Source organism: Aeromonas sp. QDB34 (genome assembly GCF_027705405.1).
In the GTDB taxonomy this organism is placed as follows: domain Bacteria; phylum Pseudomonadota; class Gammaproteobacteria; order Enterobacterales; family Aeromonadaceae; genus Aeromonas; species Aeromonas hydrophila.
Genome location: NZ_JAPDBT010000005.1, coordinates 65543 through 85493 on the forward strand (window position 1 = coordinate 65543; position 19951 = coordinate 85493).

The 19951-nt window shown below is 63.7% G+C and carries 20 protein-coding genes and 1 pseudogene; 14 read left to right on the plus strand and 7 right to left on the minus strand.

Translation table 11 applies throughout. From position 1 onward, the window contains the following. Window positions 1-21: 21 nt before the first annotated feature. From OKC29_RS09230 to OKC29_RS09270, 9 genes and pseudogenes are all read left to right on the plus strand, one after another. Window positions 22-123, plus strand: a pseudogene (locus OKC29_RS09230) (FtsW/RodA/SpoVE family cell cycle protein); the annotation flags it as partial. After that, entirely contained in the window at window positions 123-1121 is a 999-nt protein-coding gene (gene mltB, locus OKC29_RS09235; RefSeq protein WP_073351328.1) for a lytic murein transglycosylase B, read from the plus strand. The pseudogene OKC29_RS09230 and the gene mltB, both read left to right, overlap by 1 nt. Then, on the plus strand, window positions 1063-2025 hold the full coding sequence (locus OKC29_RS09240) for a septal ring lytic transglycosylase RlpA family protein (RefSeq protein ID WP_073351330.1): 963 nt from the start codon (window positions 1063-1065) through the stop codon (window positions 2023-2025). Before mltB ends, OKC29_RS09240 begins: the two co-directional genes overlap by 59 nt. A gap of 194 nt (window positions 2026-2219) precedes the next feature. After that, window positions 2220-3410, plus strand: a complete 1191-nt coding sequence (locus OKC29_RS09245) for a D-alanyl-D-alanine carboxypeptidase family protein (protein ID WP_011707032.1) — start codon at window positions 2220-2222, stop codon at window positions 3408-3410. A gap of 292 nt (window positions 3411-3702) precedes the next feature. Then, window positions 3703-3966, plus strand: coding sequence for a DUF493 family protein YbeD (gene ybeD / locus OKC29_RS09250; protein ID WP_005298227.1), 264 nt, complete (start codon window positions 3703-3705; stop codon window positions 3964-3966). Between the two features lie 96 nt (window positions 3967-4062). Further along, window positions 4063-4767, plus strand: coding sequence for a lipoyl(octanoyl) transferase LipB (gene lipB / locus OKC29_RS09255; RefSeq protein WP_270669263.1), 705 nt, complete (start codon window positions 4063-4065; stop codon window positions 4765-4767). An 85-nt stretch (window positions 4768-4852) separates the two neighbouring features. After that, window positions 4853-5818 (plus strand): lipoyl synthase, encoded by a 966-nt coding sequence (gene lipA, locus OKC29_RS09260; RefSeq protein WP_011707035.1) that lies wholly within the window; start codon window positions 4853-4855, stop codon window positions 5816-5818. 164 nt (window positions 5819-5982) lie between these two features. Continuing rightward, entirely contained in the window at window positions 5983-6480 is a 498-nt protein-coding gene (locus OKC29_RS09265) for a GNAT family N-acetyltransferase (protein ID WP_162275757.1), read from the plus strand. Between the two features lie 136 nt (window positions 6481-6616). Next, window positions 6617-7186 (plus strand): RBBP9/YdeN family alpha/beta hydrolase, encoded by a 570-nt coding sequence (locus OKC29_RS09270; RefSeq protein ID WP_073351335.1) that lies wholly within the window; start codon window positions 6617-6619, stop codon window positions 7184-7186. 44 nt (window positions 7187-7230) lie between these two features. On the opposite strand, the gene nqrE is transcribed toward OKC29_RS09270, so the two are convergent. From nqrE to OKC29_RS09300, 6 genes are all read right to left on the minus strand, one after another. Beyond that, window positions 7231-7830: an NADH:ubiquinone reductase (Na(+)-transporting) subunit E gene (gene nqrE, locus OKC29_RS09275; protein ID WP_011707038.1), complete on the minus strand. Its 600-nt coding sequence runs from the start codon at window positions 7828-7830 to the stop codon at window positions 7231-7233. Between the two features lie 154 nt (window positions 7831-7984). Beyond that, window positions 7985-8395, minus strand: a complete 411-nt coding sequence (locus OKC29_RS09280; protein ID WP_049048182.1) for a hypothetical protein — start codon at window positions 8393-8395, stop codon at window positions 7985-7987. A gap of 218 nt (window positions 8396-8613) precedes the next feature. Further along, entirely contained in the window at window positions 8614-9117 is a 504-nt protein-coding gene (locus OKC29_RS09285; protein ID WP_073351339.1) for a GNAT family N-acetyltransferase, read from the minus strand. Window positions 9118-9156: 39 nt separating this feature from the next. Then, the gene (locus OKC29_RS09290; RefSeq protein ID WP_073351341.1) at window positions 9157-10338 is read right to left on the minus strand and encodes a MerR family transcriptional regulator; all 1182 of its coding nucleotides are present in this window, start codon (window positions 10336-10338) and stop codon (window positions 9157-9159) included. A 150-nt stretch (window positions 10339-10488) separates the two neighbouring features. Further along, a complete protein-coding gene (gene recJ / locus OKC29_RS09295) occupies window positions 10489-12219 on the minus strand; it encodes a single-stranded-DNA-specific exonuclease RecJ (RefSeq protein WP_073351343.1) in 1731 nt (576 codons plus the stop codon). Then, a complete protein-coding gene (locus tag OKC29_RS09300) occupies window positions 12185-12901 on the minus strand; it encodes a disulfide isomerase DsbC N-terminal domain-containing protein (RefSeq protein WP_024944245.1) in 717 nt (238 codons plus the stop codon). Before OKC29_RS09300 ends, recJ begins: the two co-directional genes overlap by 35 nt. Before the next feature lie 259 nt (window positions 12902-13160). On the opposite strand from OKC29_RS09300, the gene mscL reads away from it, so the two are divergent. Together mscL and OKC29_RS09310 are read left to right on the plus strand one after the other, a co-directional pair. After that, a complete protein-coding gene (mscL, locus tag OKC29_RS09305) occupies window positions 13161-13568 on the plus strand; it encodes a large-conductance mechanosensitive channel protein MscL (RefSeq protein WP_017409264.1) in 408 nt (135 codons plus the stop codon). Window positions 13569-13759: 191 nt separating this feature from the next. Then, complete coding sequence (locus OKC29_RS09310) at window positions 13760-15298, plus strand: sensor domain-containing diguanylate cyclase (protein WP_162275758.1); 1539 nt, start codon at window positions 13760-13762, stop codon at window positions 15296-15298. Here the strand turns inward: OKC29_RS09310 and xerD are convergent. Further along, window positions 15295-16194 (minus strand): site-specific tyrosine recombinase XerD, encoded by a 900-nt coding sequence (gene xerD, locus OKC29_RS09315; protein ID WP_073351345.1) that lies wholly within the window; start codon window positions 16192-16194, stop codon window positions 15295-15297. The two genes, OKC29_RS09310 and xerD, sit on opposite strands and share 4 nt — an antisense overlap. A 187-nt stretch (window positions 16195-16381) precedes the next feature. Between xerD and fldB the strand changes: the two genes are divergently transcribed. The 3 genes from fldB (at window position 16382) to OKC29_RS09330 (ending at window position 19941) form a co-directional block, all read left to right on the plus strand. Further along, window positions 16382-16900, plus strand: coding sequence for a flavodoxin FldB (fldB, locus tag OKC29_RS09320; RefSeq protein ID WP_016351694.1), 519 nt, complete (start codon window positions 16382-16384; stop codon window positions 16898-16900). Window positions 16901-17200: 300 nt separating this feature from the next. After that, window positions 17201-18601 carry a TldD/PmbA family protein gene (locus OKC29_RS09325; protein WP_073351346.1) on the plus strand — a complete coding sequence of 467 codons (1401 nt, stop codon included), beginning with the start codon at window positions 17201-17203 and terminating at the stop codon, window positions 18599-18601. After that, entirely contained in the window at window positions 18601-19941 is a 1341-nt protein-coding gene (locus OKC29_RS09330; RefSeq protein ID WP_073351347.1) for a TldD/PmbA family protein, read from the plus strand. The genes OKC29_RS09325 and OKC29_RS09330 overlap by 1 nt, the downstream gene beginning before the upstream one ends. Window positions 19942-19951: the final 10 nt, after the last annotated feature.

Sequence of the window (19951 nt, forward strand, 5' to 3'; positions counted from 1 at the left end):
TATTCTGCCGGTGGTAGCGGCCCCCTGCCGCTGGTGAGCTATGGCGGCACCTCCATGGTGACCCTGATGGCAGGCTTCGGCATCCTGATGTCCATTCAGACCCATAGAAGGCTGCTCGCCTGATGCGACTGGCCGGTTTGCTGCTCTCTCTCGTTGCCCTCACAGCAACGGCGGCCGTCGAGCCCCCGGGGCTCGCCCGGCTCGCCGAGCAGCAACAAGTGCCACTGGCCGAGCTGCAGGCCGCCGCGGCCCAGGCCAGCTTGCGCCAGGAGGTGCTCGACACCATCAGCCGCCCCTGGGAAGCCAAACCCTGGCACCGCTACCGGCCACTGTTCATCACCCCGGAGCGGATCCGGGATGGTGTCGACTTCTGGCAACGCCACGCCGCCACCTTGAAGCGGGCCGAACAGACCTACCAGGTGCCGGCGTCGCTCATCGTCGCCATCATCGGTATCGAGACTTTCTACGGCCGCCAGATGGGCCGCCATCCGGTACTCGACAGCCTCTATACCCTGGGCTTCCACTACCCGGAACGGGCAGACTTCTTTGCCAAGGAGTTTGCCCAGCTGGTGCTGCTTGCCCGGGAAGAGAAGTGGCCACTCACCCGCCTGAAGGGCTCCTATGCCGGCGCCATGGGCATGGGTCAGTTCATGCCCTCCAGCTATCGCCACTACGCAGTCGATTTCGACGGCGACGGCAAGCGCGATCTGTTCGCCAACCCGGTGGATGCCATCGGCAGCGTTGCCCACTATTTTGCCGAGCACCAGTGGCGCTGGGGGGAGTCACCGGTCGAACCCGCCTTGATCGGGCTGGCGCCAGTGGGTACCCTGCTGGGGCCTGCCCCCGAGCTGACCCAGACCTGGGCCGAGCTGGCCACCGCAGGCATTGAACTCGCCACCCCGCTGGCACCCGATACGCCGGTGAAACTGCTGGCATTGGAACAGGCCGATGGACCGGAATACTGGGTCGCGCGCCACAATTTTTATGTGATCACCCGCTATAACCGCAGCCCGCTCTATGCGATGGCGGTGCATCAACTCAGTCAAGCAATCCAGGACGCGTATGCATTACAGCCACAAACTTCTCCCGCTCAGCCTGACCTTGTTGCTGGCCGCCTGTAGCAGCCAGCCGGAGCAGCTTCCCCCGCCTCCCGAACCGATCCAGCCGGAAAAACCCCAGGTCATCGAGATCCCGCAGGCCACCGGTGCCATCCCGCGCCCCGAGCCCCTGAGCGCCAGCGGCAACCGGGATTACTGGATAGGCAAGCAGAAGAACGAGGTGTGGCGCGACATCAAGCACTACAGCGAAGAGGGCACTGCCAGCTGGCTGGCGCAGGATCTGGACGGCCAGAAGACCGCCAACGGCGACGTGCAGGACAGCAAACTGTTCAGCGCCGCCCACCGCAACCTGCCGCTGCCAAGCTATGTGCGGGTCACCAACCTGGACAACGGGCTGGAGACCATAGTACGCGTCAACGATCGCGGCCCCTTCGGCAGCGAGCGGCTGATCGATCTCTCCCATGCCGCGGCCAAGCAGCTGGAGATGGTGGAAGGGGGCGAGGCTCGGGTGCGGATCGAGCTCATCAACGACACCCCGGACCAGATGGTGATCATGGCCCCCATGAAGCCCATCGAGATGACGCCGACCACGCCGGCGGCCGCGGCCCCTGCTGCTCAGGACGGCTTCGTCGGTCAGCCCACCGAACTGGCCATGGCCACACCGGCCGCCGAACCGGCCCCCGTCAAGGCTCCAGTCACCAAACCTGCCAAACCGGCAGCGGCCAAGGCGGCCACGCCCGCCAGCAGCGGCGAGGGCAAGATGATCCAGGTGCTGGCCAGCGGCTCGCAGGCGCGGGCCGAGGCGATGGGCAAGGTGATGACCCAGCGCCATGGGGTGCCCTACCAGGTGGCGGCCCACGGCGCCATCTTCCGGGTCCTGCTGGGGCCGGTCCCCGCCGCTCAGCAGACCGCCCTGCTCGAACAGATCCGTCAGGGGGGGCTGGAGCAAGCCTTCATCGTCCCCTGATAGGGAGTGGCTCAGCCAGCATGAACCACCGCCAACCGCCCGCCATCACGTCGTTTCCCGGCGTGATGGCGGCAACGGATGGATAAAAAACCAGGCCAGATGGCACGTCGGGCTTTGACCGACGGTCGCTTCTGGTATAGTGAAGCCCGCATTTTTAACTTGGGTTACCCCAACCAGGCTCCAGGAATTTCAAGATGTCCAAATTTGCCCGTTCAGTTATTCTGGCCTCCCTGATAAGCGCCACCGCTCAGGCCAACACGCCTGTACCGACCCCGAACGCCAACCCCGTGGTCGTTCCCGCCGCGCCGGAGATCTCCGCCAAGGCCCATATTCTGATCGACTACTACTCGGGTCAGGTGCTGGCCGAGCAGAACGCCGAAGAGCGTCTGCCGCCCGCCAGTCTGACCAAGATGATGACCTCCTACATCATCGGCCAGGAGCTGCTGAAGGGGAACATCAAGCGCACCGACATGGTGACCATCAGCCAGAACGCCTGGTCCAAGAACTACTCCGACTCCTCCAAGATGTTCATCGAGGTGGGCAAGCAGGTCTCGGTCGATGACCTGAACAAGGGCATCATCATCCAGTCCGGCAACGACGCCTGCGTCGCCATGGCCGAATTCCTGGCCGGCAGCACCGACTCCTTCGCCAGCCTGATGAACAGCTGGGCCGCCAAGCTCGGCATGAACGACAGCCACTTCATGAACCCGCACGGACTGGATGCGGAAGGTCACTACAGTACCGCCCACGACATGGCGCGCCTGGGCCAGGCCCTGATCCGCGACCTGCCGGACGAGTACAAGATCTACGCCCAGAAGTCCTTCGTGTTCAACGGCATCACCCAGCACAACCGCAACCGTCTGCTGTGGGATCAATCCCTGCAAGTTGACGGCATCAAGACCGGCCACGTCAGCCAGGTCGGCTACAACCTGGTCTCCTCCGCCACCAACAACGAAGGCATGCGCCTGATCGCCGTGGTGCTGGGTGCCAGCAGCGAAGCCTCCCGCGCCGCCGAGAGCAAGAAACTGCTCACCTACGGTTTCCGTTTCTTCCAGAGCCTGACCCCCTACAAGGCCGGCACCGAGCTGGTGACCCAGAAGATCTGGATGGGCGACAAGTCTGAAGTGAAACTGGGCGTCGACAAGGACGTCTCCGTGCTGGTCACCCGTGGCCAGGGCAACAACCTCAAGGCCGACTTCCAGCTTGAAAGCGAGCTGAAAGCACCGCTGGCCAAGGGCCAACGGGTCGGTACCGTGTTCCTCAAGCAAGGCGACAAGGAGATCAAGCAGGTTCCGCTGGTCGCCCTGGAAGAGGTGCAGGAAGGTGGCCTGATGAGCCGTCTGTGGGATTACCTGGTGATGCTGGTCTCCAGCTGGTTCAAGTAACCTGCGCACAAACCTGACCAAACAGCGGCGCCAACAGGCGCCGCTGCTGTCTTTTGCGGTCGGGCCAGTCAATAACCCTGCAATCTGCAGGTTCCGCCGACTGACGATTTGTGGTAAAAAGCAGCACCTCCATGCCTCGTCTGCCAGACCGGACCTTGATCCCGGCCTGGGCAATGCCCATATACACTTGAGCAGTGCCCGCCACAGACGGGTAGATGGCGGCCCTGATGGGCCATCGGCCACTAGCCACAAGCGATGAAGTCGTCCCGTGACGACACCAAAAGGTGAGTAAATGAATACCAAGTTTGATGAACTGCTGGAGTTCCCCTGCAAGTTCCCGTTCAAGGTGCTCGGCGTTGCCGACCCGGCGCTGCCGGACATGGTGGTGGAAGTGCTGCAGCAGCACGCCCCCGGTACCTACAGCCCGACCGTGCAGCCCAGCTCCAAGGGCAACTACCACTCGGTCCGGGTCACTGTGACCGCCCAGAGCAAGGAACATATCGAAGCCATGTATACCGCACTCGGTAACATAGAGCTGGTTCGCTACGTCCTGTAAGTCGCCTCTCTCGCCCCGCCACCGGGGCGACTGATTATTTGCCAGCCGGCTGTCGTGGCCGCGCTGGCCGACCCCAGCGCCTGTCAGTGAGGAAAGATGTCACTCCAAACCCCCGCCGAATCACCATCGTCAGCCCCCCGGCTGCTGGTCAGACAGCTGGGCCGCCGTCCCTACCAGCCGGTATGGGATGCCATGAAGGCCTTCACCGACAGCCGAACCCCCGATACCCCGGACGAGTTCTGGGTGGTGGAGCACGATCCCGTCTACACCCAGGGTCAGGCCGGCAAGGCAGAACACCTGCTCGCCCCCGGCGACATCCCGGTGGTGCAGAGCGATCGCGGTGGTCAGGTGACCTATCACGGCCCCGGCCAGCTGGTACTCTACGTGCTGGTGGATGTGCGTTGCAGCAAGCTGACGGTGCGCGAGCTGGTGACCTGCCTCGAGACCGCCATCATCAACACCCTGGCCAAGAGCGGGATTGAGGCTTATGCCAAACCAGACGCCCCTGGCGTCTACGTGAAGAACCAGCTCGGCGCCTCGCTGCAGACAGAAGCCAAACTGGCCTCGCTCGGCCTGCGCATCCGCAAGGGCTGCTCGTTCCACGGCCTGGCCCTCAACGTCAACATGGACATGACCCCCTTCCTGCGCATCAATCCGTGCGGCTATGCGGGCATGGCCATGACCCAGACCAGCGCCTTGGGCGGCCCGCAGAGCGTGGCCGAGGCGCAAGCGATGCTGGTGGCCGAACTGGCCAGCCTGATCGGCTATGAGACAATCACGAATACCGAAGAGGCGGCATGAGCAAGTCCATGCTGCCTGGCCATGAGGGCACCGAGATGACCCTGGTGGCTATCAACCAGACAATAACAAACACCGAGAGTGAATCATGAGCAAACCCGTTCGTATGGAGCCGGGCGTCAAGCTGCGCGATGGTGACAAGATGGCCCTGATCCCGGTGAAATTCATGCCGGATCCCAACGAGGAAGTGCTGCGCAAGCCGGACTGGATGCGGATCAAGCTGCCGCCGTCGAGCCAGAAGATCGAGCACATCAAGAGCACCCTGCGCAAGAACAAGCTGCACTCAGTGTGTGAGGAGGCCTCCTGCCCCAACCTGGCGGAGTGCTTCAACCACGGCACCGCCACCTTCATGATCATGGGCGCCATATGCACCCGTCGCTGCCCCTTCTGCGACGTGGCCCACGGCCGCCCGCTGGCGCTCGATCCGGACGAGCCGAAGAAGCTGGCGCTGACCATCAAGGAGATGGGGCTGAAATACGTGGTGATCACCTCGGTGGACCGCGACGATCTGCGCGACGGCGGTGCCCAGCACTTCGCCGACTGCATCAAGCAGATCCGCGAGCACAGCCCGCAGACCCGCATCGAGATCCTGACCCCGGACTTCCGTGGCCGGATGGAGCAGGCGCTGGAAGTGTTCCGCGAGACCCCGCCTGACGTGTTCAACCACAACCTGGAAACCGCCCCGCGCATGTACCGGGTCGCCCGTCCGGGTGCCGACTACAAGTGGTCGCTGGAGCTACTGCGCCGCATCAAGGAGATGCACCCCCATGTGCCGACCAAGTCCGGCGTCATGATGGGTCTGGGCGAAACCAACGAAGAGATCGTGCAGGTACTCAAGGACTTGCGCGAGCACGGCGTCAACATGCTGACCCTGGGCCAGTATCTGCAGCCGAGCCGCCACCATCTGCCGGTGAAGCGCTACGTGCCGCCCGCAGAGTTCGACGAGCTCAAAGACGTGGCCATGGGGCTGGGCTTCTCCCACGCCGCCTGCGGTCCCTTCGTCCGCTCCTCCTACCATGCGGACCTGCAAGCCAAGGGCGAAGAGGTGAAATAACCTCGCTCCCCCTGGTCAAAAAAGAGCGCCCAAAGGCGCTCTTTTTTTATGGGCTGGTAGCAGGCTGATGCCGTTCCGGCTGCCGACCACGACCAGCGCCGTTTGCACTCACTTCGCCGCCGGGTTAACGTGAGCCTCCCTTCTCCCCTTGAGTGATCTGCAGGATGCCGACACCGCTTATCCGCTTGCTGCCCATGAACGAGCAGCACTACCCCGCTTATTGCGCCTGCTTCATCGAGGAGTACGCGCAGGATCTCGCCAGCAACCAGGGCCACGATCTCGCCACCGCCCGCCACAAGGCCGAGGCTTCCCTGCAGCGCTATCTGCCGCAAGGGGTGGCCAGCGCCGGCCACAGCCTGCTCTGCATCCTGCCCGCAGAGGGAGCAGTTGCCCCCGCCGAGGAGGAGCCACTGGGTTATCTCTGGCACGCCATCGACAGCGACGGCGCCGCCACCTTTATCTATGACTTCTATGTCGCGCCGGCCCACCGCAGCCGGGGGATCGGCAAGGCCGCCATGGCGCTGCTGGAAGCCGAGCTCAGGCGCAGCGGCATCCGCCAGATCACCCTGCGGGTCGCCCATGACAACCCGCGCGCTCTCGCCCTTTACCAGGAGGCGGGCTTCGCCATCACCGGCTACAACATGGCCAAACGGCTGGGTTGAACGGTTTATCCCGCCCTTGGACCACCCGGACAGGGGTGTGCCACCACCCGGCTGACGCTGATATGATGAGGCCGCGCCGGCCTGCGTCGCTGCGCACGCCTTTTGTTCCCTGTCGCCCCGTTTCAGGATCCTGCTTATGTCACACACCCGCGTCTTCATCGTGCACGGCTATACCGCCTCCCCCCACTCCCACTGGTTTCCCTGGCTCAAGGCACAGCTTGAAGCCCGCGATATCCGGGTCGAGGTGCTGGCCATGCCAGACCCCCACCATCCGCAACCCGCCGCCTGGGACGCCGCCATGGACAGCCTGGTGCGGGATCACGATGAACGGACCTTTCTGCTGGGCCACAGCCTCGGCTGCATCACCATCTTGCGCCAGCTGAGCCGCCTGCCTGCCTCCCGCCGGGTGGGAGGGATCCTGCTGGTATCCGGCTTCGATCAGCCGCTGCACACCCTGCCTGAGCTGGATCCCTTCATGACCCAGGGTTACGAGCCGGCCCACATCATGGCGCTGGCGCCCCGACGGGTGGTGGTCGCCTCCCGCGACGATGCCATCGTGCCCTATAGCTACTGCCAGCATCTGAGCGAACAGCTGGCCGCGCCGCTCTACAGCCTGGAACATGGCGGTCACTTCCTCGATCGGGACGGTTTTCTGGCGCTGCCGCTGGTACACGACCGCCTGCTGGGGATGATCGAAGACCAATAGATGGCAAAACGGCCACTTGCGTGGCCGTTGCAACACTCAGCCGGCTAGAGCGATATGCCGGAAAAAGACATGAAGCCGAGCGACATCAGCCCGGCCACGATGAAGGTGATGCCGATACCGCGCAGCCCCTCTGGCACATCCGAATACTTCATCTTCTGGCGCAGACCGGCGATGGCGACGATGGCCAGCAGCCAGCCCAACCCTGAGCCCGCCCCGTACACCACGGATTCGATGAAGTCGTAATCCCGCTGGGCCATGAACATCACCCCGCCGAAGATGGCGCAATGCACCGTCAGCAGCGGCAGATAGATACCGAGCGCGTGATAGAGCGCCGGGAAATGTTTGTCGAGCACCATCTCCATCACCTGCACCAGCGCCGCCAGCACCCCGATATAGACGATGAAATCGAGAAAGCTCAGATCAAACTCGCCGAGGAAGGTACTCTCGGGACGCAGGATATGGCGGTAGATCAGGTTGTTGAGGGGAATGGCGATCACCATGACCACCAGCACCGTCATGCCAAGGCCGAAGGCGGTGTTGATGTTCTTGGAAACGGCCAGGAAGGTGCACATGCCAAGGAAGAAGGCCAGCGCCAGGTTTTCGACAAAAATCGAGTGAATAAACAGGTTTACATAATAATCCATCGGGTCGGCTCACAACGTGTACGGGGCGGGAGCCGCCTTCGTGCTCGCCGGCGGGCAAGCATGAAGACGGTGCAAGGAGGGCACCGGACCGCACGGGCATGCCTTCGCGGCTGACATCAATCAGCGAGGGAGCAAGCCTTGGGCGGACGGGCGCTCAGCAAGCAGCCGGGTACGAGTCGCTGTGGCAGAAACGAAATTGCAGGTGATGGCAGCTCAAGCGCCACCGGTGCAGATAACCGAAGTAGTCGCTCAGTTGTCTGAGGTAGATGAGGGGCAGGAAGAACAGCAGGCCGCAGAGCAGACCGAGGATATCGTGCTGGAACCAGGCCAGCAGCACCTGATAGAGCTCGGTTTGAGCAGTCCCTTCCAGCCGTCGACCCTGCTCGAAGCTGAGCCGCCACTGGCCGCCCGGCGGCAGGCTGACGCTGTTGACCAGCCCGGGATCGGCCGGCTCATGCAACTGCATCGAGGCACCCTGACCGACCGCGGCCTGACGTACGGCTGCACCGACCTCTGCCGCGGCGAAGGCGGCAAGCCACAGAAGGCAGGCGATGGCGAGGGCCATCGGCCAGGTCGAGCGTCGGCCAGCGGGTGACAAGCGGGGAGTCCCTTCTTTAAAAGAGGATTCAGCGAGGCCGAATATATCACAATTCATCTTTTTATTGAATTTGAAACCCTGCAAACACCCACGAATTGATACTAAAAACCCTCGTTATCAATAAAGCCGGCAATTAAAAACCACAATGAGCGCAAGGAGCCCCCTCTTTTCCCTCACGATGCCCCTCACGCCTGCACAAAGGCCGGGTGGTAGCACACTTCGCCACGGGGCATGACGGTGCCGAACGAGCGAGCCATGAAGTACTCCGCCGGCACGCCGGGCAGCGTCAACCCTGGCTCGGACACGAAGCCGAAACGACCGTAGAAGCCGGGATCCCCCAGCACCACGCAGCCGGCCGCCCCCATCCCCTCGAGCTGTGCCAGACCCGCGTCCATCAGCCGTGAACCCAGCCCCTTGCCTTGCAGCGCAGGAGAGACCGAAATAGGGCCAAGACCATACCAGTGCGGGCTGCCATCGCTGATGGTCACCGGCGAGAAGCAGAGGTGGCCGACCACCCGCCCCTCCAGCTCTACCACCAGCGACAGGCTGAGTGCCCCGGCCTGGCGCAAGGCGCGCACGATCCGCTGTTCGTTGTGATCGGTATGGGGCGCATTGAGGAATGCGGCCACGGTCAGCGCCTCAATGGCGTCGTGATCGGCGCCCGTTTCGGGCCGAATGATGATGTTCATAGGGATTCTCCGTTTGTTCTCTTGCAATGGATAACCTGATCAGGCTGCCTGCAGGCAGCAGATCACATAGCCGTAGCTGCCCAGGTATTGACGGTGGATGGCCACTTCCCGGCTCAGATCCTGCCAGGCGGGGCTATCCCCCAGCTCGGCGCGATGGCGCGCCAGATTGCGCTCGATGGGGTCCAGATAGTTGTGCCAGGCCCTTTGCGGCAACGGGGTGTGCGACAGACAGCGATAACCCGCCTCCTGCACCGTTTTGAGCAGGCCCGCCAGCGTCTGCATGGCGGGATAATCCCGCTGCCAGAACGCCAGTGCCTCCTCTGGCGGCGTGTCCGTCAGCCACACCAGGTCGCTCAGCACCAGGCAGGCAGCAGGGCCGGCAAGGTACGGCCGCCATGCTTGCAAGGCGTTGGCCACCCCTATGGTGTAGGCGCTCCCCTCGGCCCAGATGAGATCGGCAGGGGCCAGGTCCGCCGGCAAGTCCGCCATGTTGGCGCACAGGGTGGTGACCTGACTCAGCCCAGCCGCACTGGCGCTGCGGGCCACGGCGGCCAGCGCCTCCTCATCCAGGTCGATGGCCACTATGGTGGCATCCGTCACCTGTGCCAACGCCAGGGTGGCGGCGCCGCGCCCGCAACCCATGTCGAAGATCCTGCGAGGCTGGCTGGGCAACGCGGCAAACTGCTGCTGGGTGAAGAGGCTATCCCCCGGCCCCCAATAGCTCATGCCGTCCAGCAGCAGCTTGAAATCCCGGATGTAGCGCTCATGTTCGTTCATGTCTTTGCTCAGCCATTGCAGGTGGTAACGCTCTTTTTCACTGAATCCCTGCTTCATCACCCAGGCAAAGTAGGCCTGCGGGGCTTGATGCTGCAGTTGCCGCTGCCAGGCCTTGAACTCGTCGCCGGAGTGCGCACGCAAACCGGCGAGATCCGCCAGCAGATCCCGGGCGCGCTGCATCTGCGCCAGCTCTTCATCCAGCTCCCTGACCCGGGCCAGCAGTGTTGCCTGTTCCAGCTCGCCCGCCAGACAGGCGAGGCACTGCTTGAGGCTGAGGCCGCCGGCCTGCAGGGCCTGTACCATCAGCAACCGCTGCAGATCTTCATCGTCGTAGTGGCGATAGCCGTTGGCGGCTCTCGTGCCCGCGATCACCCCCAGCTTCTCGTAATAGAGCAGGGTGGAGCGGGCCAGGCCACAGCGCCGGGCCAATTCGGATATTTTCATGACAGCTACTCGCTGAGGGATCTGTGACTCGATGAAGGGAAGCTTAAACTGTGAAGCAATAGACGGGTCAACGGCAAAATCCGGGTTCACACCATAAAAAAACGGCCACCCTGAGGTGGCCGTCATCGGCAGCAAGAGAGACTCGCGGGATCAGAGGCCGGCGGCCTCCAGATGCTCCACCAGCAGCTGCACGCTGCGGTTGCCGCGCCACTCGTTGACGTCGAGCCGGTAGACCAGCCGCACCCGCTTCACCGAGGCATCGGGCCAGCGCTGCAAGTCGACGCCAAAGGCGATGGCATCCACCGCGTGGCCGGAATCCGTGGTCAGCATCATCTTGAGGTGCTTCTCTCCCACCAGCCGCTGCTGCACCAGCACGAATTCGCCGTCAAACAGCGGCTCGGGGAAGGCCTGACCCCAGGGGCCGGAGGCGCGGATCAGCTCCGCCAGCTCCAGACTCAGTTCATCGGGCAGCAGCTCGCCATCGGTGAGCAGCACCCCGGTCAACAGCTCAGGGGTCACCAGCTCGCCGATGACCGCCTCAAACGCCCGGCCGAAAGCCTCGATATTGGCCTTCGGCAGGGTCAGCCCGGCCGCCATGGCGTGGCCGCCAAATTTGCCCATCAAGCCGGGGTGGCGGGTGTCTAGCAGTTCCAGCGCATCGCGCAGGTGCACCCCGGGGATGGAGCGCCCGGAGCCCTTGAGCTCGGTCTCGCTGCTCTCGGCAAACGCGATGACCGGGCGGTAGTATTTCTCCTTCACCTTGGAGGCCACCAGCCCCACCACCCCCTGATGCCACTCGTCCCGGTGCAGCACGATACCCGACGGCACCTCGCCGTCGCGAAAACGGATCTGCTCCAGAGTGGCGAGCGCCTCCTGCTGCATCCCCTGCTCGATCTCCTTGCGCTCCTGGTTGAGGCTGTCCATTTCGGAGGCGAGCTGGCGCGCCAGGTTGATGTCCTCGCTCAGCAGGCAGGCGACCCCAAGCGACATGTCGTCGAGCCGGCCCACCGCGTTGAGGCGCGGCCCCAGCGCAAAGCCGAGATCGGCGGCGCACAGGCGACGACCGTCGCGACCCGACACATCCACCAGCGCCTGGATGCCGGGGCGACAACGGCCGGCCCGGATCCGCTGCAAGCCCTGATGGACCAGGATGCGGTTGTTGCCATCCAGCGCCACCACGTCGGCCACTGTGCCGAGTGCCACCAGATCCAGGTAATCCGCCACGTTGGGCGCGCGCAGCCCCTGGCGCTCATACCAGCCGCTCTGGCGCAGCTGGGTGTTGAGGGCCGCCATCAGATAGAAGGCGACCCCAACCCCGGCCAGCGACTTGGAGGGAAAGTCGCAGCCATGCTGGTTGGGGTTCACTATCGCGTCAGCATCAGGCAGCTCCTGGCCTGGCAAATGGTGATCGGTAACCAGTACCTGCATGCCGGCCGCCTTGGCCGCCGCCACCCCGGCGATGCTGGAGATGCCGTTGTCCACCGTGATCAGGAACTCGGCGCCGCGGGCCACCGCCAGCTCGACGATCTCGGGGGTGAGGCCATAACCGAACTCGAAGCGGTTGGGCACCAGAAAATCGATGTGACGACCGCCCATGGCGCGCAGGGCCAGCACGCACAGCGCCGAGCTGGTGGCGCCGTCGCAGTCAAAGTCACCGACGATGAGAATGCGTTTTTGCGCCGTCAGCGCCTCGGCCAGCAGCGGCACAGCCTGCGCCATGCCAAACAGGCGCTGGGGCGGCAGCAGCTGGTTGGCGCTGCGCTCCAGCAGAGCGGGATCTTCAACCCCGCGGCTGGCGAAGATTTGACGAAGCAGCGGGTGCAGAGTGGCGGGCAGATGGGAATCATCAACTCGCGGACGACGACGGATTTGCAGGGGCATTGATGTGATCCAGTATCTTGAGCAGTTGTTCAGGGCTCTGATAACCGCGCACCAGGTCGCCATTTGGCAGGACCCAGCTCGGCAGCGCCTTGATCCCGAGCCACTGGCTCAGGCCGATATGATGGGCAAGGATCTCATTACAGCCGGTCTCAGGCAAACGATCACTGAGATCCAGTGCATCGAACTGCCGGGGATCGCACCAGCGCGCCTGCGCCTCGGCCAGATCGGCAAAGGTGCCGAGCACCGGCAGCAGCTGCACGCTGACCCCTCTCGCCTGCAGGACCGGCAGCTCTGCCAGGGTGGTGCGACAGCTGCTGCAGGCGAGATCGGTGAACAGGGTGACGCGATGGCGCTCCTGCTCGGCCCGCAGCTGTACCCGCCGCTCGCCGATCTGCGCCAGGGCCAGTTGCCGCTGCTGACGCAGCCCCAGCATGGTGAGGTTTTTCATGTCGTGGGCCAGATCCAGCATGGTGCCCTGCAGCACATAGTCGCCCCTGGCATCGGTATAGAGCAGCCCCTGGGCGGTGCCCAGCATGTAGAGACCGGGCATGGGGGTCTCGTCCACCAGATAGACCTGTACCCCGAGCCGTTGCTCTATGGTCTGCTTCAACAGTTGGGGATCCATCCCCGCGCTGGCGGCAAAAGAGCCCAGCAGCATCATTCCCAGCAGTAAATACTTCACTCTTTTACTCACTTGGCATGAACGAATGGACTCACAAGGTAACTCAGTGAATATTCTCTCCTCAACCGCTTAATTACCGATTGATTAATAGCGAGGACCGCAAAAAAATCCCGATCTGACAGGTTGCCAATCGGGCAAAGGCCCAGCAAGCTAACCGGGACGACAGGAAACACGACGGTCATCCTCTGTTTTCCTGAAGCTTTATTATTCAAATACCGGTGCGGCGCTGGCCGTACCCTGCCCATTTTTGGAGGGGAAAATGAGTCTGATTCAAGAGTTCAAGGCCTTTGCGTCCAGAGGCAACGTGATCGACATGGCGGTCGGTATCATCATTGGTGCCGCCTTCGGCAAGATAGTCTCCTCCTTCGTCGGGGACGTGATTATGCCGCCCATCGGCCTGATCCTGGGGGGGGTGGACTTCAGCGACCTCGCCGTGACCCTGAAGGCCGCCGAGGGGAGCACCCCGGCCGTGGTCATCGCCTACGGCAAGTTCATCCAGACCATCATCGACTTCCTGATCATCTCCTTCGCCATCTTCATGGGGCTGAAGGCCATCAACACCCTCAAGCGCAAGCAGGAAGAGGAAGCGGCCCCGGCCGGCCCGACCAAGGATCAGGAGCTGCTGACCGAGATCCGCGATCTGCTCAAATCCCAGCAGGGAAAATAAGCGCCAGCTCCTGTCGTGTATTCGAAAAAAACCGCCTTATGGCGGTTTTTTTGATACCAGAAGTTAGACTGAGGGCAACCAACAAGACGCATGAAGGCCCCTGCCATCACGAAATGGGTCACCCACCCTCCCCGCCCGACAGAACGGGCGTAATATCGAGTCGAACCGCATTCGCTACCGGAGTCGCCATCATGCCCCCCCTCACAGTGACAGCCAGGCCCCATCACAGCTTCATCCTGCGATATCTGCTGCTGCTCGCCCTGCCCCTGCTGCTGCTGACTGCCGGCAGCGGCTATCTGTTCGTCACCAAGCAGCAGGAGACGATGCGCAACCGGTTCGAGTTTTTCAGCAACAGCTCCGCCCAGCAGTGGGATGGCGCACTGGCCTCCGTCGATGCACAGATCAACATTCTGGCGGCGGATCTGGAGCTCAATGACGGCATCCTGCCCCCCGTGCTCAGCCAGCGCCATCACCAGGTGTGGCAGCAACTGAGCCGCACCGGCAGCATGCTCAAGGGGCTTTACTATGTGCAGCGGGACAACAAGCTGGTCAACTTCGCCCATCTGCCCATTCCCGGTTCGTTCGATGCAAGCCGGCGCAACTGGTATCAGGCGGCGATCAAGACCCCCGGTATCAACGTCTGGAGTGCCCCCTACCTCGACGCCATTCAGCACGTCCCCGTCATCACCCTGTCACGGGCGGTACTGAACCGGCAGGGGGAGCTGCTGGCGGTGATCGGCATCGATATCGACCTGTCGGAGATATCGCAACGGATTGGCCGGCTGCTGCAGGGAGGGCGCCAGATAAGCTATCTGCTGTACGACATGAAAAACCACAGCGTGGTGGCCCACAGCGATCCCCTCAAGAACGGCGCACCGCTTGATGACGAGCGACTGGCCGAACTCAAGGGACGCAGCGGCTCCCTGCTGAGCGACAATGATGAACTGATCGCCTACTACACCCTGACCAACAACCCCAACTGGCGGGTCATCATCATCTACCCGTTCAGCAACTCCTTCGTCATCAAGGAGTTGCTGCCCACCATGATGGTCGGGCTGCTCCTCTCGCTCGCCATGTACATACTGGTGGCCGTCATCTTCCATCAGCGCCTGGAAAACACCATCGGCATGCTGGTGCAGGTGGTGCGCCAGCTGCGGATCACCCCGCCGGGTCAGCCCCTCATCATTCCTCGCATTCCGGGTATCGAAGAGCTGGAAGAGGAGATCACCATGATCTCCGACCAGATGCAGGCCGAGAGCGAAAAAGCCCAGCGCGATGCCCTGACCGGGCTCTACAACCGCCGCTACATGGACACCCTGCTGGCCGAGCTGCACCAGCAGCATACCCCCTATGTGCTGGCCATCATCGACATCGACAACTTCAAGCAGATCAACGACCAATATGGCCACCCCGCCGGCGACAGCGTGCTCAGGCGTACCGCCTCCCTCGGCAGCAAGCTGCTGGAGGGCAAGGCTACCCTCTGCCGCTTTGGCGGCGAGGAATTGGTCGCCATCTTCGAACAGGGTCGGCTGAAGGAGGCCCATCAGCAGATGGAGCAGTGGCGCCGCGCCATGGGCAAGCAGAACTGGCGCGAGCCCGGCCTGACCGTCACCTTCAGCGGCGGGCTGGCCGAGGCGCTGGACGCGCCCCCCGCCCAGGTGCTTGCCCAGGCAGACGCCGCCCTCTATCGAGCCAAACAGGAAGGTAAGGACCGCCTCTCTCTGGCCTAGGCGCGCGGATGGTGCTGGCCGTGCAGCGCCTTGAGCCGCTCGTTGGCCACGTGGGTGTAGATCTGGGTGGTGGAGAGATCCGCGTGCCCCAGCAGCATCTGCACTACCCGCAGATCGGCGCCATGGTTGAGCAGATGAGTCGCGAAGGCGTGGCGCAGGGTGTGGGGGGATAGCTCGCCCTGGATGCCGGCGCGCTGGGCATAGAGCTTGATGCGGTGCCAGAAGGTCTGACGGGTCATCATGCGCGCCTGCTTGGAGGGGAACACCACGTCCGAGCTGGTGCCGCCGAGCAGCAGGGTACGCGCCTCCCGGTAGTAGCGCTCCAGCCAGTGCACCGCCTCCTCCCCCAAGGGCACCAGCCGCTCCTTGTTGCCCTTGCCGACCACCCGCACCAGCCCCTGGCGCAGGCTGACATGCTCGGCGGTCAGCCCCACCAGCTCGGAGACCCGCAGCCCGGTGGCGTAGAGCAGCTCGAGCATCGCCTTGTCACGCAGCTCCAGCGGCTCGTCCACCAGCGGCGCTTGCAGCAGCGCCTCTACCTCGGCTTCGCTGAGATCCGATGGCAACTTCTTGGGCAGCTTGGGCCCCTCCAGCAGCACGGTGGGGTCGTCGCTGCGCAGCTTCTCCCGGTTGAGGTACTGATAGAAACGGCGCAGGGCCGAGAGGAAGCGGGCCGTGCTGCTGGCCGCAAACTGCTGGTCCACCCGCCAGGCGAGATAGTGCTGGATGTCGTCCAGCCCCGCCAGCAGCAGGGAGCCACCCTGCTCGTCGAGCCAGAGGGCAAATTTTTCCAGATCGGTGCGATAGGAGCTGACCGTGTTGTCGGAGAGACCCCGCTCCAGCCAGAGGGCGTCCAGAAACGGCTCGATCAGGGGATGGGATTCAGACTTGCTCATGGTACGCCGCGCTCAGGGGAAACATGGCCCATTGTAACGTGCCGACCCACCGCCGCCGCAAGTTGCCGTTGTCCATCGCCCGCCAGGCGGTGAAGCGCGCCGGGCAATCTGCTAGACTGACGCCCTCCCCCGGGCGCCACCCTGCGGTTGCCCGCCCCCATTGCCGACTGCGATCAAGAGAAGAGCGATGAAGATAGGTTTGTTTTACGGCTCTACCACCTGCTACACCGAGATGGCCGCCGAGAAGATCCGTGCCCTCATTGGCCCCGAGCTGGTCGATCTCCACAACATCAAGGATGTGCCCCTCACCCTCATGCAGGAGTACGACATCCTGATCCTGGGCATCTCCACCTGGGACTTTGGCGAACTGCAGGAAGACTGGGAATCCCGCTGGGAAGACATTCAGGATGTCGAGCTGGAAGGCCGCATCATCGCCCTGTTCGGCATGGGCGATCAGCTGGGTTACGGCGAATGGTATCAGGATGCCCTCGGCCTGCTGCACGATCAGCTGGTCCCCAAGGGAGTCAAGCTGGTGGGCTACTGGCCCAATGAGGGGTACGAGTTCGATGCCTCCAAAGCGCTGATCGACGATGGCCGTCACTTCGTCGGCCTGGCGCTCGACGACGCCAACCAGTACGACCAGACCGAATCCCGTATAGAGCAGTGGGTTGACCAGATCTTGGGGGAAATTCACGAGCTGCTCTGACGCAGGGTTGCCTGACACCAGTGGCGATGGCCCCCAGCCATCGCCCTCTCCCCGCACGGCATGACGAAAAAGGCCTGGTGAAAGGCCCCCTTGAACAAACGTCAGCTGCGACGCTTCCCTGACTGCCGCCCCCGGTTTCGGGCCACCGGGCGCATAAATCGCACCGATTTTCTCAATCGGTATCATCGCATGACGCTATAGCGACTTTTTTGTGCTGGTCTGCAACAATGGAAACGGTACCCCATAACAATCACAGCCGGGTATCGGAAGCAAACGGACAGACCAGAATAAGGAAATTCTATGACCCCATTCTCCCTGTTGGCCCCCGCCATCGCCCGCGACGTGTTCGATCACGCGCTGGCGCTGGGTGCCGACTTCGCCGAGCTGTTTGTGGAGCGCAAGCGCCGCAGCCAGCTCAGCCTGCTCTCCAGCCAGATAGAAAACATCAGCGGCGGCCTCGATTTCGGCATCGGCGTGCGCCTGTGCTACGGCCACAAGGTGCTCTACGGCTACACCAACCTGGCCAGCCGCGATGAGCTCTTGCGCATCGTCAGCCTGCTGGCGGCCAAGGACCGGCGTGATCCCGTGGTGACCGCCACCGCCTTCGATTTCAGTCGCCTGAGCGATCGCAACCCGGTGGCCTTGCCGCTGTCGGCCGACAAGCTGCTGGAACAGAAGATCGCCTACCTGCACGCCATGGATGCCGCGGCCCGCGCCGAGAGCACCAAGGTGAGCCAGTTTGCCGGCAACGTGCTGGGCTGGGAGCAGGAGGTGGAGATCTTCAACAGCGAAGGGGTGCAGGTGAGCGATCGCCGCCACTACAACCGCATCATGGCCCAGACCATCGCCGCCCTTGGCAGCGAACAGAGCGTCGGTTACGAAGCCCCCGGCGCCATGATGGGCTGGGAGCACGCCGCCGGCGTGGATCCCCGCGAGCTGGCCCTCACCGCCACCCGTCAGGCGCTGGTGAAGCTGGGCGCCGCCCCCTGCCCGAGCGGCAAGCTGCCGGTCATCATGGAGAGCGGCTTTGGCGGCGTCATCTTCCACGAGGCGTGCGGCCACCTGCTGGAGACCACCTCGGTGGCCAAGAAGGCCTCGGTGTTCCACGACAAGATGGGCCAGCTCATCGCCAATCCGGCGGTCAGCGCGGTGGACGAGGGGCTGCAGGGCAACGCCTGGGGCTCCATCAACGTCGATGACGAGGGAATGGCGACCCAGCACACCCAGCTCATCAAGGATGGCGTGCTCACCGGCTTCCTGGTGGACCGGATGGGGGCCCTGCGCACCGGCTACGCCCGTACCGGTTCCGGGCGCCGCGAATCCTACAAGTTCGCGCCAGCCTCGCGCATGCGCAACACCTACATAGAGCCTGGCAATCACAGCCTGGACGAGATGCTGGCGACCGTGGAGCACGGCATCTATGCCAAGCGGATGGGGGGCGGCTCGGTGCAGCCCGGCACCGGCGAGTTCAACTTCAACGTGCAGGAGGCCTACCTCATCGAGGGGGGCAAGATCACCCGGCCGCTCAAGTCGGCCACCCTGATCGGCACCGGCCCGCAGGTATTGAAGGAGATCTCCATGGTGGGGCGCGATCTGGCTCTCTCCGCCGGCATGTGCGGCTCGGTCTCAGGCTCCATTCCCGCCTCGGTCGGCCAGCCGCCGCTCAAGGTCGACAATATCCTGGTCGGAGGGAACGCCTGATGAGCCAACTCGACATGAACCAACTGCTTGCCCGCCTGCTGGACCAGGTCGCCGATCTCGGTGCCGAGGCCGACATCATCGCCAACCAGGACAAGGCCTTCTCCCTCAAGGCCGACAAGGGCGAGCTCAGCGAATACAAGGTCACCAGCAGCCAGCAGATCGGCATTCGGCTGATAAAAGAGGGCCGGGTCGGCATCGCCTATTCGGAGTCCCTCGACGAGTCGGCATTGGCCGCCATGCTGCAGGATGCGCTGGATGCCAGCCGCTTCGCCAAGGTGGACCCGGATCAGACCATCGCCGTGCAGCAGAGCCGGCTCACCACCGACTGCGCCGAGATCAATCAGCCCGACACCACCCCGGTGGAGGAGAAGATTGCCCTGGCCCTGCGCCTCGAGTCGGACATGCTGGCGCTGCCGGACGTGACCGGCGCCCCCTACAACAGCTTCTTCGAGGGAGAGGGTCGGCTGTGGCTCGCCAACAGCCAGGGCAGCCTCTGCCAGCATCAGGCGTTCAGCGTCGGCTGCTACAGCTCCGCCCTCATCGAGCGCGACGGCCGTCAGTCCATGTTCTCCCAGGGGCAGTATGAACGCCGCTTCGATGCACTGGACAGCCAGACCCTCATCCGCCAGATCCACGCCGTGGCCGACGGCCTGCTGGCGGGAGAAGCGGTACCGAGCGGCCACTACAGCGCCATCTTCGACACCAATGCCCTGGCCAGCCTGTTCGGCTGCTTCCAGGCCGCGCTGTCGGGCAAGTGGGCCCAGCAGGGGATCAACCCTTGGCGCGACAAGCTGGGCCAACGCGTGGCCTCCCGCTGGCTCACCCTGGAGAGCCGGGCCTATATGCCGGGCGGCATGCACATCAAGGCCTTCGATGGCGAGGGTGCCCCCACCCGGGATCTGCTGCTGATCGGCGGAGGGGAGCTCAAAACCCTGCTGCACAACAGCGCCACCGCCCACCACTTCGGCCTGGCCAGCAACGGCTCGGCGGCGCGCAGCGCCCGCAGTGCGCTGGATGTCAGCCCGCGCCACCTGGTGTTCGGGCTCGGTCCCCACAGCGAGGCCGAGGCGCAAGGCGGCGAGTACCTGGAGCTGGTCAAGCTGGACGGCCTGCACTCCGGTGCCGATGCGGTGAGCGGCGACTTCTCGTTCGGCGCCTCCGGCTTCCTGTGCCGGGACGGCGTGCGGGTGGCGCCGGTGCGCGGCATCACGGTGGCGGGTAACTTCTATCGCCTGCTGGGTGAGCTGGAAGCGGTCGCCAACGTGCTGCACCACGACGATGGCAAGAGCTTCTATGCGCCTCTTATCCGTTTCGGCGGTCTGAGCATCGCAGGCAAGTAACTGTATATCG

Excerpts from the sequence above, each read along its gene's own strand:
- nqrE (WP_011707038.1), bottom strand. The coding sequence starts at position 7,830 with ATGGATTATTATGTAAACCTGTTTATTCACTCGATTTTTGTCGAAAAC.
- lipB (WP_270669263.1), top strand. The coding sequence starts at position 4,063 with ATGTCACTCCAAACCCCCGCCGAATCACCATCGTCAGCCCCCCGGCTG.
- recJ (WP_073351343.1), bottom strand. The coding sequence starts at position 12,219 with ATGCCCCTGCAAATCCGTCGTCGTCCGCGAGTTGATGATTCCCATCTG.
- fldB (WP_016351694.1), top strand. The coding sequence starts at position 16,382 with ATGAAGATAGGTTTGTTTTACGGCTCTACCACCTGCTACACCGAGATG.
- OKC29_RS09325 (WP_073351346.1), top strand. The coding sequence starts at position 17,201 with ATGACCCCATTCTCCCTGTTGGCCCCCGCCATCGCCCGCGACGTGTTC.
- OKC29_RS09245 (WP_011707032.1), top strand. The coding sequence starts at position 2,220 with ATGTCCAAATTTGCCCGTTCAGTTATTCTGGCCTCCCTGATAAGCGCC.
- OKC29_RS09270 (WP_073351335.1), top strand. The coding sequence starts at position 6,617 with ATGTCACACACCCGCGTCTTCATCGTGCACGGCTATACCGCCTCCCCC.
- OKC29_RS09240 (WP_073351330.1), top strand. The coding sequence starts at position 1,063 with ATGCATTACAGCCACAAACTTCTCCCGCTCAGCCTGACCTTGTTGCTG.
- OKC29_RS09290 (WP_073351341.1), bottom strand. The coding sequence starts at position 10,338 with ATGAAAATATCCGAATTGGCCCGGCGCTGTGGCCTGGCCCGCTCCACC.
- ybeD (WP_005298227.1), top strand. The coding sequence starts at position 3,703 with ATGAATACCAAGTTTGATGAACTGCTGGAGTTCCCCTGCAAGTTCCCG.
- OKC29_RS09265 (WP_162275757.1), top strand. The coding sequence starts at position 5,983 with ATGCCGACACCGCTTATCCGCTTGCTGCCCATGAACGAGCAGCACTAC.
- mltB (WP_073351328.1), top strand. The coding sequence starts at position 123 with ATGCGACTGGCCGGTTTGCTGCTCTCTCTCGTTGCCCTCACAGCAACG.
- OKC29_RS09285 (WP_073351339.1), bottom strand. The coding sequence starts at position 9,117 with ATGAACATCATCATTCGGCCCGAAACGGGCGCCGATCACGACGCCATT.
- xerD (WP_073351345.1), bottom strand. The coding sequence starts at position 16,194 with ATGAGCAAGTCTGAATCCCATCCCCTGATCGAGCCGTTTCTGGACGCC.
- OKC29_RS09280 (WP_049048182.1), bottom strand. The coding sequence starts at position 8,395 with ATGGCCCTCGCCATCGCCTGCCTTCTGTGGCTTGCCGCCTTCGCCGCG.
- OKC29_RS09310 (WP_162275758.1), top strand. The coding sequence starts at position 13,760 with ATGCCCCCCCTCACAGTGACAGCCAGGCCCCATCACAGCTTCATCCTG.
- lipA (WP_011707035.1), top strand. The coding sequence starts at position 4,853 with ATGAGCAAACCCGTTCGTATGGAGCCGGGCGTCAAGCTGCGCGATGGT.
- OKC29_RS09330 (WP_073351347.1), top strand. The coding sequence starts at position 18,601 with ATGAGCCAACTCGACATGAACCAACTGCTTGCCCGCCTGCTGGACCAG.
- mscL (WP_017409264.1), top strand. The coding sequence starts at position 13,161 with ATGAGTCTGATTCAAGAGTTCAAGGCCTTTGCGTCCAGAGGCAACGTG.